The 12,466-nt window shown below is 71.7% G+C and carries 10 protein-coding genes; 3 read left to right on the top strand and 7 right to left on the bottom strand.

The genetic code is table 11. From position 1 onward, the window contains the following. Window positions 1-62: 62 nt before the first annotated feature. Entirely contained in the window at window positions 63-551 is a 489-nt protein-coding gene (locus tag ACWC91_RS33280; RefSeq protein WP_225076907.1) for a DUF3180 domain-containing protein, read from the top strand. A 56-nt stretch (window positions 552-607) separates the two neighbouring features. Here ACWC91_RS33280 and folE read toward each other — a convergent pair whose 3' ends face one another. From folE to dacB, 6 genes are all read right to left on the bottom strand, one after another. Then, window positions 608-1,213, bottom strand: a complete 606-nt coding sequence (folE, locus tag ACWC91_RS33275; RefSeq protein ID WP_225076908.1) for a GTP cyclohydrolase I FolE — start codon at window positions 1,211-1,213, stop codon at window positions 608-610. Between the two features lie 120 nt (window positions 1,214-1,333). After that, window positions 1,334-3,373, bottom strand: a complete 2,040-nt coding sequence (gene ftsH, locus ACWC91_RS33270) for an ATP-dependent zinc metalloprotease FtsH (RefSeq protein ID WP_450640212.1) — start codon at window positions 3,371-3,373, stop codon at window positions 1,334-1,336. Between the two features lie 184 nt (window positions 3,374-3,557). Further along, window positions 3,558-4,118 carry a hypoxanthine phosphoribosyltransferase gene (gene hpt / locus ACWC91_RS33265; protein WP_141366386.1) on the bottom strand — a complete coding sequence of 187 codons (561 nt, stop codon included), beginning with the start codon at window positions 4,116-4,118 and terminating at the stop codon, window positions 3,558-3,560. Window positions 4,119-4,194: 76 nt separating this feature from the next. After that, the gene (gene tilS / locus ACWC91_RS33260; protein ID WP_450640210.1) at window positions 4,195-5,391 is read right to left on the bottom strand and encodes a tRNA lysidine(34) synthetase TilS; all 1,197 of its coding nucleotides are present in this window, start codon (window positions 5,389-5,391) and stop codon (window positions 4,195-4,197) included. A 214-nt stretch (window positions 5,392-5,605) separates the two neighbouring features. Next, complete coding sequence (locus tag ACWC91_RS33255) at window positions 5,606-6,754, bottom strand: zinc-dependent metalloprotease (RefSeq protein ID WP_225076911.1); 1,149 nt, start codon at window positions 6,752-6,754, stop codon at window positions 5,606-5,608. Between the two features lie 705 nt (window positions 6,755-7,459). Continuing rightward, the gene (dacB, locus tag ACWC91_RS33250) at window positions 7,460-9,076 is read right to left on the bottom strand and encodes a D-alanyl-D-alanine carboxypeptidase/D-alanyl-D-alanine endopeptidase (RefSeq protein ID WP_450640208.1); all 1,617 of its coding nucleotides are present in this window, start codon (window positions 9,074-9,076) and stop codon (window positions 7,460-7,462) included. A 79-nt stretch (window positions 9,077-9,155) separates the two neighbouring features. On the opposite strand from dacB, the gene ACWC91_RS33245 reads away from it, so the two are divergent. Together ACWC91_RS33245 and ACWC91_RS33240 are read left to right on the top strand one after the other, a co-directional pair. Continuing rightward, window positions 9,156-9,647, top strand: a complete 492-nt coding sequence (locus ACWC91_RS33245; RefSeq protein WP_141366388.1) for an inorganic diphosphatase — start codon at window positions 9,156-9,158, stop codon at window positions 9,645-9,647. 120 nt (window positions 9,648-9,767) lie between these two features. Next, window positions 9,768-11,507, top strand: a complete 1,740-nt coding sequence (locus tag ACWC91_RS33240; RefSeq protein ID WP_225076913.1) for a threonine/serine exporter family protein — start codon at window positions 9,768-9,770, stop codon at window positions 11,505-11,507. A gap of 21 nt (window positions 11,508-11,528) precedes the next feature. Here the strand turns inward: ACWC91_RS33240 and ACWC91_RS33235 are convergent, their stop codons facing one another. Continuing rightward, window positions 11,529-12,461: a DedA family protein gene (locus tag ACWC91_RS33235; protein WP_225076914.1), complete on the bottom strand. Its 933-nt coding sequence runs from the start codon at window positions 12,459-12,461 to the stop codon at window positions 11,529-11,531. Window positions 12,462-12,466 lie beyond the last annotated feature (5 nt).

The raw sequence follows: 12,466 nt of genomic DNA, 5'->3' as shown, positions 1-12,466 counted from the left end.
TTAAGGTCAGGGCGACGCAAGGTCTGCGACCGGCCTCGGTCCGGGGGAGCTGAAGGGACACCGTGAGAGAGCTGCGTATCAGGGTGCTGGCAGGCGTGTTCGTCGTCGCCGGAGTGCTGTCCTGGGCGGGCGCCCGGCTGTGGAACGCGGTGGGGACACTCCCCGGCGTCCCGCTGGCCGCCCCCATCGTCCTCGCCCTGATCGCCGTGGTCCTCCTGTCCACGGCGCTCTCCCTGCGGGCCCGGCTGAAGGCCCAGCGCGAGCGGCGGCCCGGCGCCAAGGGCGTCGACCTCATGATGGCCGCGCGCGCGGTCGTCTTCGGTCAGGCCAGCGCCCTGGTCGCCGCCCTCGTCGCCGGCATGTACGGCGGCACGGGCGTCGCCCTGCTGGAACTCCTCGACATCCCGGCCCGCCGCGACCAGGCCGTCTACGCCGGCTTCTCGGTCCTCGCCGGCATCGCGGTGATAGCGGCCGCCCTGTTCCTCGAACGGGTCTGCAAACTCCCGGAGGACGACGACCAGAACCCGCCGGGGGCGGAACCGTCGGCATGAGCCCGGCGGGCGGCGTACGCGGGTGAGCGGGCGGGCGCGGCCGGGCGCCGTCCGCGTCAGCGCGCCATGATGAGGCTCATCGCCTCGTTCCGCGTCGCCGCGTCCCGCAGCTGACCGCGCACGGCCGAGGTGATGGTCTTCGCGCCGGGCTTGCGGATGCCCCGCATCGACATGCACATGTGCTCGCACTCCACCACGACGATCACCCCGCGCGGCTCCAGGATCTCCATCAGCGAGTCCGCGATCTGGGTGGTGAGCCGCTCCTGCACCTGCGGGCGGCGGGCGTAGACGTCCACGAGCCGGGCCAGCTTCGACAGCCCCGTGATCTTCCCGCTGGTGGACGGGATGTAGCCGACGTGCGCGACACCGCGGAACGGCACGAGGTGGTGCTCGCAGGTGGAGAACACCTCGATGTCCTTGACCAGCACCATCTCGTCGTGACCCAGGTCGAACGTCGTCGTGAGCACGTCCTCGGGCTGCTGCCACAGTCCCGCGAATATCTCCTTGTACGCCCGGGCCACCCGTGCCGGAGTCTCCCGCAGGCCTTCACGGTCCGGGTCCTCGCCGACCGCGATGAGGAGTTCGCGCACGGCGTTCTCGGCACGCTTCTCGTCGAACTCTCCGAGGAAGCCCTCGCCGTCCAGCGTCACGGGGTCGGTCATGTGAAGCCTCGTTCCTGTGTGTCTGATCTGCGGACATGCGAAATGCCGCGCCCCCCAGGCTAGAACCTGGGGGGCGCGGCATGCATTCCGGGGCCGTTGGGGGCCCGGCGCGGGCTCCGGTCAGTTGTCCGGACGGTCCTCCGGCACCTGCTCCGTGGCCGGGGCGGGTTCCGTCGCCGTGGACTTGACGGTGCTGATCGCCGCCGTCGAGCCGTTGGCCCCGTTCGTCAGCGCGAGCTCCTTCGGGGAGAGCACCGGCGGGCGGGTGGACGGGGTGCGGCGGGAGGAGCCGGTCCAGGCGGGCCGCGGCGGCCGCTTGACGATCGGGGCGAAGATCTCGGCGATCTCCTCCTTGCCCAGGGTCTCCTTCTCCAGGAGGGCCAGGACGAGGTTGTCGAGGACGTCGCGGTTCTCGACCAGGACCTCCCAGGCCTCGTTGTGCGCGTTCTCGATGAGCTTCTTGACTTCCTCGTCCACCAGCGCGGCGACCTCTTCCGAGTAGTCGCGCTGGTGAGCCATCTCACGTCCGAGGAACGGCTCGGTGTTGTCGCCGCCGAACTTGATCGCGCCGAGACGCTCGGTCATGCCGTACTGGGTGACCATCGCGCGGGCCGTGGTGGTGGCCTTCTCGATGTCGTTCGCCGCGCCCGTGGTCGGGTCGTGGAAGACCAGTTCCTCGGCCGCGCGGCCGCCCAGCATGTAGGCGAGCTGGTCCAGCATCTCGTTGCGGGTCGTGGAGTACTTGTCCTCGTCGGGCAGGACCATCGTGTAGCCGAGGGCCCGGCCGCGGGACAGGATCGTGATCTTGTGGACCGGGTCGGAGTTCGGCGAGGCCGCCGCGACCAGGGCGTGACCGCCCTCGTGGTACGCGGTGATCTTCTTCTCCTTGTCCGACATGATCCGGGTCCGCTTCTGCGGGCCTGCGACCACGCGGTCGATCGCCTCGTCCAGCATGTGGTTGTCGATCAGCTTCTTGTCGCTGCGGGCCGTGAGCAGCGCGGCCTCGTTCAGGACGTTGGACAGATCGGCACCCGTGAAGCCGGGGGTGCGGCGGGCGACGGCGGACAGGTCGACGTCGGGCGCGACCGGCTTGCCCTTCTGGTGGACCTTCAGGATCTCCAGACGGCCCTGCATGTCGGGGCGGTCCACGGCGATCTGGCGGTCGAATCGGCCCGGACGCAGCAGCGCCGGGTCGAGGATGTCGGGCCGGTTGGTGGCCGCGATCAGGATCACGCCGCCCTTGACGTCGAATCCGTCCATCTCGACCAGCAGCTGGTTCAGCGTCTGCTCGCGCTCGTCGTGACCGCCGCCGAGGCCGGCGCCGCGGTGACGGCCGACCGCGTCGATCTCGTCGACGAAGACGATCGCCGGGGCGTTCGCCTTGGCCTGCTCGAACAGGTCGCGGACACGGGAGGCGCCGACGCCGACGAACATCTCGACGAAGTCGGAACCGGAGATCGAGTAGAACGGGACGCCGGCCTCGCCCGCGACGGCACGCGCGAGCAGGGTCTTGCCGGTGCCGGGCGGGCCGTAGAGCAGCACGCCCTTGGGGATCTTCGCCCCGACGGCCTGGAACTTGGCCGGCTCCTGGAGGAACTCCTTGATCTCGTGGAGCTCCTCGACGGCCTCGTCCGCGCCCGCCACGTCCGCGAACGTCGTCTTCGGGGTGTCCTTGGTGATGAGCTTGGCCTTGGACTTGCCGAAGTTCATGACCCGGGAGCCGCCGCCCTGCATCTGGTTCATCAGGAACAGGAAGACGACCACGATGAGAACGAAGGGGAGCAGGGAGAGCAGGATGCCGACGAAGGGGCTCTGCTTCGACGGCGAGACCGTGTAGCCCTTCGGGATCTGCTTGTCCTGGTACTTGGTCTGCAGCGTGTTGGCGATGGTCACGCCCTGGTCGCCGATGTAGCTCGCCTGGATCTTCGAGCTGCCGTCGACCTTCTGGCCGTCCTTGAGCTCGACCTTGATGGTCTGCTCGTCGCCCGTGGTCAGCTTGGCCTGCTGGACCCTGTTGTCATTGATCGCAGCTACGACCTTGCCCGTGTCCACCGTCTTGTAGCCGCCGGACTGACCGACGACATTCATCAACACGACCACGGCAAGGACGGCCAGCACGATCCACATGACCGGCCCACGGAAGTATCGCTTCACGTCCATCCATACGGAGCGGTGTCGCCCCGTCCCTCCTGCCATAGTGAGTTTGATAAGACAGTTCTTCTGACGGTACCCCAGCATTGGGGCTCGAAGCCGCACCGTAGGGCCGACGTACCCGTCTGCTTGCTCCAACGGCTCCGGTGCCGCCGGGGTTCCCGATCACGTACCGCGCTTGAGCCCTTCGGGGTCAGCCGCCGTAGACGTGGGGTGCGAGCGTACCGACGAACGGCAGGTTCCGGTACTTCTCGGCGTAGTCCAGGCCATAGCCGACGACGAACTCGTTGGGGATGTCGAAACCGACCCACTCCACGTCGATGGCGACCTTCGCGGCCTCGGGCTTGCGCAGCAGCGTGCACACCTTCAGGGAGGCGGGCTCCCGGGAGCCGAGGTTGGAGATCAGCCAGGAGAGGGTCAGCCCGGAGTCGATGATGTCCTCGACGATCAAGACGTGCCTGCCCTTGATGTCGGTGTCGAGGTCCTTGAGGATGCGCACGACACCGGAGGACTGGGTGCCCGCGCCGTACGAGGACACGGCCATCCAGTCCATGGTGACGGGGGTGGACAGCGCCCGGGCGAGGTCCGCCATGACCATCACCGCGCCCTTGAGGACGCCGACGATCAGCAGGTCCTTGCCCGCGTACTCCGCGTCGATCTTCGCCGCCAGCTCGGCCAGCTTCGCGTCGATCTCTTCCTTGGTGATGAGCACCTTCTCGAGGTCGGCACCCATGTCTTTCGCGTCCACCCGCATCACTTTCGGTCGTCTCACCGGCGTTGACGGTCCTCCTCCGGACTCCGCGTCAGCGGGCCCGGCCGAGGTTCCCGATTCAGCCTTGCCGAATCACCAGTCTGCCACCCTGCCGCTGGGCGACGACCCTGCCGGGCAGGTTGATGGCCTTCTGGCCGCGCCAACCGGTGATCAGCCGGTCCACTTCCTCGATGTGCCGGGCGAACAGCGAACCGGCCGGAGCGCCTGCGTCGATGGCGGCCCGGCGCAGGATGCGGCGGCGCACGGCGGGGGGCAGGGCGTACAGCTTGGCGCAATCCAGGCGGCCGGCGTCGTCGCGAACGGTGGCCTCGGCCTGGCCGGCCCAGGCGTCGAGGGCGTCGGCGTCGTCGCGGGAGAGCTGGGCGGTGCGCGCCAGGGCCTCCACGACGCCCTTGCCGAGGGCCTTCTCCAGGGCCGGGAGGCCCTCGTGGCGCAGCCGGGAGCGGGTGTAGGCCGGGTCGGTGTTGTGCGGGTCGTCCCAGACGGGCAGGGACTGGACCATGCAGCCCTTGCGGGCGGTCTGCCGGTCGATGTGCAGGAAGGGGCGGCGGTAACGGCCGCCGGCCCCCGAGACCGCGGCCATTCCCGACAGGGAGCGGATGCCGGAGCCGCGGGCGAGGCCGAGGAGCACCGTCTCGGCCTGGTCGTCGCGGGTGTGCCCGAGCAGGACGGCGTGGGCTCCGTGGCGTTCGGCGGCGGCGTCGAGGGCGGCGTAGCGGGCGGCACGGGCGGCGGCTTCGGGCCCGCCCTCGCGGCCGACGCTGACGGCGACGGCCTCGACCGGGTCCAGGCCCAGTACGCGCAGCCGCTGGGCGACCTCCTCGGCGCGCAGGTCGGAGCCGGCTTGCAGTCCGTGGTCGACGGTGACGCCGCCGGCCCGGATGCCGAGTTTGGGGGCCTCGAAGGCGAGGGCGGAGGCGAGCGCCATGGAGTCGGCGCCGCCGGAGCAGGCCACGAGCACGAGCGGCGACGGCGGACGCTCGTGGGGGGCCGGTGTGTCCTGTGCGGCGGCGGGCGAGGCCGATGCGGCCTGCGGGGCCGGTGAGCCGTGGGAGGCCTGCGGGGCGGGCGCCCGGACGGGGTCCGGTGTCGACGCGCCGTGCGCGGGCTGCCCGGGGAGCTGCGCGGGCAGGGGGCCCGGCCGGGCGGGCGCGGGCGCCGGCGCGGGGTGGGACGAGAGCTGTTCGTCGAGGATGTCGTGGAGGACGCGGCGTACCGCCAGGCGTATCGCCGCGACCGCAGGATGGGGACCCATGTCCGGTTCCCTTCACAGAGTCTTCGGGGGGTGAGCCCGATATCGGTCACTCAGAGTGCGTCGATGGTGACAGAAACAGGCCGTTCCCCGAGCATTGCACGCCTACGCATGGCTCACGGTCCCTCGGACGAGTGATTGAAGTGGCGTTCTCCTGCCGTAGGCCGGATTCGGCGGCGCGCTTTCCCGGCCCTCATGCGCTCCCTCGCACTCGTGGTCACGGTTCGGCCCTGCGGTGCACCCGTGCGATCCAGTCCGCCGGCTTGGAGATCTCCGCCTTGGTGGGGAGGGTGTTGGGGGAGGTCCACACCCGGTTGAAGCCGTCCATGCCGACCTGCTCGACGACCGCGCGTACGAAGCGCTCGCCGTCGCGGTACTGCCGCAGCTTGGCGTCCAGGCCGAGCAGCTTGCGCAGGGCCATGTCCAGGCGGGAGGCGCCCCTGGCGCGGCGCTGCTGGAACTTCTCGCGGATCTCCGCCACGGTCGGTACGACGTCCGGGCCGACGCCGTCCATCACGTAGTCGGCGTGGCCCTCCAGGAGGGACATCACGGCGGTGAGGCGGCCCAGGATCTCGCGCTGGGCCGGGGTCTGGACCATCTCGACCAGGGAGTGGCCGCCGTCGTCCTCCTCGCCCTCGGGGCGGCCGCCGGCCAGCGACTGGGCGGCCTCGCGGATGCGCTCCAGGAGCGCCATGGGGTCGACGTCCGTCTCCGCGAGGAACGACTGGATCTCGCCCTCGAGGTGGTCGCGCAGCCAGGGCACGGCGGTGAACTGCGTGCGGTGCGTCTCCTCGTGCAGGCACACCCACAGGCGGAAGTCGTGGGGGTCGACGTCGAGTTCACGCTCGACGTGGACGATGTTGGGGGCGACGAGCAGCAGCCGGCCGCCGCCACCGGGCGAGTCGGGGGGCCCGCCGGCCGGCAGGTCGCGGGTGGCGGGGGCGAAGGTCTCGTACTGGCCGAGGACGCGGGAGGCGAGGAAGGACAGCAGTATCCCGAGTTCCACGCCGGTGACCTTGCCGCCGACGGCGCCGAGGACCGCGCCGCCGGGGGTGCCGCCGCGCCGCTCCTGCATCTTGTCCAGGAGCGGTTTGAGGATCTCGCGGAACCCGGCGACGTTCGCCCGGACCCAGCCGGGGCGGTCGACCACGAGTACGGGGGTGTCGTGGGCCTCGTGGGTGCCCAGGCGGGTGAACCCGCGGACGTGTCCCTCGGACGCCTTGGCGTGCCGGCGCAGTTCCGCGACGACGTCCCGGGCCTCGTCCCGGCTCACCTCGGGACCCGGCCGTACCAGCCGGGTCGCGGTCGCGACCGCGAGATTCCAGTCGACCATCCCGGGAGTTGCAGCACCACCGATGCTCGTCATGTGTCAACGGTACGTGAGCACCGCCGTCGGGGGCAGGCCGTGGCGCTGGGTTGGGGGGCCCTTTGTGTTCCGGCCGTGGTCCTGGTTGCGCCGAGTCGCCTCCGGGCCATTCGGGACTGCCGAGCCAGGCTCACGGCGGGCACGGCGGCGGCCGGACGGTCTCCGAACGGGCTGAGCGGCCGTGGTGTGGCCGCAGAGGGCCGACACAGCCCGTCCGTCCCTCTGCCCGAATGACGCGCCGGTCGTACGCCGCCCCCGCCCCACGGCGCCGTACACGGCCGTGCCCGTGCGGGCATCGGGGCGGTGATCGACCGACGCCCGCGCGGCGGGCCCCGGCGGCACGGCCCCTGCCGGACGCGGGGACGCCACGACCGCGCGGCGGCGGCCGGGCGGGCTGCGCCCGGCCCTGTGGCCCTGGCGGAGGACCGATTGCGAGCGTGCGAGGCCGACGCAGCCAGTCCGGCCCCATGCCCGACCGACCGTGCCCCGAACGGCGCGCCGGTCGTACGCCCACCCCGTCCTGCGAAGGCCGCACCGCCGCTCCGGCACCGCCGTACACGGCCCTGCCCGTGCGGGCGCCGGGCGGTGATCCACCGACGCCTGCGCGGCGGCAGCCGGGCAGGCGCCGGCGCCGACGCCGCAGGCTCCGTGGGTCCGTGGGCGTCGTGAGTGCGGGGCGGACGGGGATGGAGCAGCCGTGGGGGGTCAGTCGCAGGCGCAGGTGGCCAGGGTCGTGACCGCGTGGTCCAGGGCCGACTGGGCTGCTTCCGGGCCGGTGGTGTTCTCGGTGAGGAAGGCGAAGGCCAGCAGGTGGCCGTTGCGGGCGACGACCGTGCCCGCGAGGGTGTTGACGCCCGTCAGCGTGCCCGTCTTCGCCCGCACGAGCCCGGCCGCGCCGTCCGCGTAGCGGCCGGTCAGGGTGCCGGTGAAGCCGGCGACCGGGAGGCCGGTGAGGACCGGGCGGAGGCCGGGGTCGGCCGGATCGGCCGCCTTGGCCAGCAGGGCCGTGAGCAGGTCCGCGGTGAGGCGGTCGGCGCGGTTGAGCCCGCTGCCGTCGTGGAAGTCGGCGCCCGTCAGGGGCAGGCCGAGCTTCTTCAGCTGGGCGGCGATCGCGGCGGCGCCCCCGTCGAAGTCCGGACGCCCGCCCGTCGCGGCGGCCGTCTGGCGGGCCAGGGCCTCGGCGAGGTCGTTGTCGCTGTTGGTGAGCATCCGTTCGACCAGGCTCGACAGCGGGGGCGAGGAGGCGGTGGCCAGGGTCTCCGCGCGGCCGGACGCCTTGGCGGGACCGGCGACCGTGATCCGGATGCCGTGGCCGGTCAGCAGGTCGGCGAAGGCGCGAGCGGCGTCCGCCGCCGGCTCGGCCACGCGCGGGGCCGGGCCGCTGGTCGAGCCGTCGGTGCGGGCCTCGTCGGTCATCAGGGCGCTGACCGGGGCGAGGTTGTCGTTCACGCCGATGGGGTGCAGGAGGGGACCTGCGTAGAGGGTGGTGTCGTGCGAGAGCGTCACCTCGGTCACGCCGCGCCTGGTCAGCGCGGTCGCCGTGTCGGCGGCGAGGGTGCGCAGGCTCGCCAGGTCCCCGGCGTCCTTGCGGGCGGTGAGCGTGGGGTCGCCGCCCCCGATCAGGACGAGTTTCCCGGTGCCGGGCTCCAGGGCGGCGCGGGTGGTGAGCCGGTGGTCGGGGCCGAGGGCGGACAGCGCGGCGACGGCGGTGGCGATCTTGGTGGTGGAGGCGGGGACGAGCGGGTCGCCGGCGCCCTGGCCGTAGAGCCGCTCGCCGCTGGTGATGTCGACGACGGCCGCGGCGTGGTGGGTGCCGAGTGCGGAGTCCCCCAGCAGCGGGTCCAGGGCGGCCGCGACGGCCGAGGCGTCCGACGCGGGCCGCACCGGGTCGCCGGAGCCGCCGAGGCCCACGAGCACCGGCACGGCGCTGGGCGCGGGCTTCGCCCCGCCGTCGGACACAGAACCGGACGCGTCGGACGTACGGGACGGATCCGGCGTACCGGTCCCGCGGCCGTGATCTGCGCCACCCGTGCGCCCCAGTGCCGCGGCCCGGTCCCGCTCGGCCGTACGCTGGCCGGTGGAGTCCCAGGGCCCGGCGGCGGTCACCACACCGGCCGCGAGTGCCAGCCCGGCCGTGGCGGCACCCGCGGTGTACTGCCAGGTCTTCGGCTCAGCGAGCCACGACCCGGCGGCCCCCGTGAGTCGCGCGGCCCGCGGTTTCACGGCCCGCGCGGCCCGTACGAGCCGCAGCCGTGCGGCCCGTGCGAGACGGGCCAGGCGCGGTCTCGCGGCCCGCCAGGCTCTCAGCTCCGGCACGACCACCAGCCCCTTTCGCGATCACACACCTGCGTGAGGGACACTTAATCACCAGAACTATGTGCTGATCATGGAGGAGCCACCGGTGGAGTTCGACGTCACGATCGAGATCCCGAAGGGTTCGCGGAACAAGTACGAGGTGGACCACGAGACCGGTCGGATCCGCCTGGACCGTCGACTCTTCACCTCGACCAGCTACCCGGCCGACTACGGCTTCGTCGAGAACACCCTCGGCGAGGACGGCGACCCGCTGGACGCGCTGGTCATCCTGGACGAGCCGACCTTCCCCGGCTGCCTCATCAAGTGCCGCGCGATCGGCATGTTCCGGATGACCGACGAGGCCGGCGGCGACGACAAGCTTTTGTGCGTGCCGGCGTCCGACCCGCGGGTGGAGCACCTCCGGGACATCCACCACGTGTCGGAGTTCGACCGCCTGGAGATCCAGCACTTCTTCGAGGTCTACAAGGACCTGGAGCCCGGCAAGTCCGTCGAGGGCGCCGACTGGGTGGGCCGCACGGACGCCGAGGCGGAGATCGAGCGTTCCATCAAGCGTTTCCAGGAGCACGGCGGTCACTGAGCCCCGCGCGTCCCACCGGCCGCACCATCCCCACGGGGGCGGTGCGGCCGTTCGCGTACCTGTACCTCCGTCTGCGCATACTGAGGCTGACGGAAGGTTTCGTTCAGGGAGCATTACTCAGTGACGGACGCGGAGGACCGCAAGCCGCAGTCGGACGAGGCGCGGAGTGCGTTCAGGGTTCCCGCCGGGCCCTCGGTGACCCAGGCGACCCAGGTGATTCCGGTCGTACCGGCGGCCGACGGCGAGTCGTCCACGACATCCGAGTTCGCCGTGCCCGAGGGGCTGACGGCGCTCAGGACGGGGACCGAGTCGGAGACCACGTCCGAGTTCGCCGTGCCGGACGGGCTCGACGTCGCACCGCCGCCGGCCGTGGAGCCGGAGGGGTCCGCCTTCAGCACGCCGCGGACCTACAGCGCCCGCCAGGCCCCGCCCGCCTTCACCCCGGCGAGCGGCATCCCGGCGGTCAACCTGCCCAAGGACGTGCCCTGGCAGGACCGGATGCGCACCATGCTGCGCATGTCGGTGGCCGACCGGCCCGCGCCCGAACCGGTGCAGAAGGCGGAGGAGGAAGGTCCCGCCGTACCACGCGTGCTCGACCTGACCCTGCGTATCGGCGAGCTGCTGCTCGCGGGCGGTGAGGGCGCCGAGGACGTGGAGGCGGCGATGTTCGCGGTCTGCCGCTCCTACGGCCTGGACCGCTGCGAGCCGACCGTCACCTTCACTCTGCTGTCGATCTCCCACCAGCCGTCCCTGGTGGACGACCCCGTGACGGCGTCGCGGACGGTACGCCGCCGGGGCACCGACTACACGCGCCTGGCGGCCGTCTTCCGGCTCGTCGACGACCTGAGCGATCCGGAGACCCACCTCTCCCTGGAGGAGGCCTACCGGCGGCTGGCGGAGATCCGCCGCAACCGGCACCCCTACCCCGGCTGGGCGCTGACCGCGGCCGCCGGGCTGCTGGCGGGCACGGCCTCCGTCCTGGTCGGCGGCGACCTGATCGTCTTCGTGGCCGCGGCGCTCGGCGCGATGCTCGGCGACCGGCTCGCGTGGCTGTGCGCGGGGCGCGGGCTGCCGGAGTTCTACCAGTTCACGGTCGCCGCGATGCCGCCGGCCGCGCTCGGCGTCGCGCTCACCGTGGCGCACGTCGACGTGAAGGCGTCCGCCGTCATCACCGGTGGACTGTTCGCGCTGCTGCCGGGGCGGGCGCTGGTGGCGGGCGTGCAGGACGGGCTGACCGGCTTCTACATCACCGCCTCCGCGCGCCTGCTGGAGGTCATGTACTTCTTCGTCGGCATCGTCACAGGCGTCCTGCTGGTCCTGTACTTCGGTGTGAAGCTGGGCGCCGCGCTCGATCCGGACGCCGCGCTCGCCATGAGCCGGCGGCCGGTGCTCCAGATCGTCGCCGCGATGCTGCTGTCGCTGACCTTCGCCGTGCTGTTGCAGCAGGAGCGGTCCACCGTGCTGCTGGTGACGCTCAACGGCGGTGTCGCGTGGTCGGTGTACGGCGCCATGCACGACGTCGGCAACATCTCCCCGGTGGCGTCCACGGCCGTGGCGGCGGGCCTGGTGGGCCTGTTCGGGCAGCTGCTGTCCCGCTACCGGTTCGCCTCCGCGCTGCCGTACACGACCGCCGCGATAGGGCCGCTGCTACCGGGTTCGGCGACGTACTTCGGTCTGCTGTCGATCGCGCAGAACCACGTCGACAAGGGACTGGTGTCGCTGGCCAAGGCGGTGTCGCTCGCCATGGCCATCGCGATCGGGGTGAACCTCGGCTCGGAGATCTCCCGGCTGTTCCTCAAGGTGCCGGGCGCCGCCTCGGCCGCGGGGCGCCGGGCCGCGAAGCGGACCCGCGGGTTCTGACCCGCGGGTCCGGCCGGCGCTCTACGGGGCGCGGTAGTAGCCGCCGTTGTCCGGGTACTGCGGGTTCTGGTCGTAGTCGCCCTGCTGCTCGCCGTAGGACTGCTGCGGATAGGGCTGCTGCTGCGGGTACGGCTGCGCGTACTGCTGGCCGTAGCCGTACTGCTGCTGATCCTGCGGGGCGTGGTTCTGGTTGCCGTACTGGTGCGGCGGCTCGATGCGGCGCAGGCGGGTCGTGGCGTCGTCCATGACCGGCTGCTGGAACTGCTGCGCGTGCTGCTGCTGGTACGGGTCGGCGGGCTGCTGGACGGGGGCGGCCGGCTCCTCGGGGGCGTTCTTGGCCTTGGAGCGGGCGCGCAGGAACTCGATGATGATCGGGACCACCGAGACGAGGACGATCAGGATGAGGATCGCCTCGATGTTGGCCTTGACGAAGCCGATGTTGCCCAGCCAGGAGCCGAGGAGCGTCACACCGGCGCCCCACAGCACACCGCCGATGATGTTGAAGACCAGGAACGAGCGGTACCGCATGCCGCTGACGCCCGCGATGATCGGCGTGAACGTGCGCACGATGGGCACGAAGCGGGCCAGGACCAGGGACTTCGGGCCGTACTTCTCGAAGAACTCGTGGGCCTTGGTGACGTTCTCCTGCTTGAACAGGCGGGAGTCGGGCCGGTTGAAGAGCGACGGCCCGACCTTCTTGCCGAACATGTAGCCCGCCTGGTCGCCCAGGATCGCGGCGAGGCAGATCAGGCCGATGGCACCCCACAGCGGGAAGTCCAGCTGCTTGGACGTGATCAGCAGACCGCAGGTGAACAGCAGCGAGTCACCCGGCAGGAAGAAGCCGATGAGCAGACCCGACTCGGCGAAGACGATGAGGAGCAGGCCCCAGATGCCGAACGAGTTGAGCAGGTAGTTCGGATCCAGCCAGCTCGGGCCGAGGGCAAGCGTCGTCACGGTTC

Source organism: Streptomyces sp. NPDC001204 (genome assembly GCF_053598035.1).
Note: the sequence above shows the minus strand (reverse complement) of the source record. Positions and strands in the feature narration are given on the sequence as shown.

Coding starts and splice junctions, on each gene's coding strand:
- hpt (WP_141366386.1), bottom strand. CDS start 4,118: ATGCGGGTGGACGCGAAAGACATGGGTGCCGACCTCGAGAAGGTGCTC.
- ftsH (WP_450640212.1), bottom strand. CDS start 3,373: ATGGACGTGAAGCGATACTTCCGTGGGCCGGTCATGTGGATCGTGCTG.
- tilS (WP_450640210.1), bottom strand. CDS start 5,391: ATGGGTCCCCATCCTGCGGTCGCGGCGATACGCCTGGCGGTACGCCGC.
- folE (WP_225076908.1), bottom strand. CDS start 1,213: ATGACCGACCCCGTGACGCTGGACGGCGAGGGCTTCCTCGGAGAGTTC.
- ACWC91_RS33255 (WP_225076911.1), bottom strand. CDS start 6,754: ATGACGAGCATCGGTGGTGCTGCAACTCCCGGGATGGTCGACTGGAAT.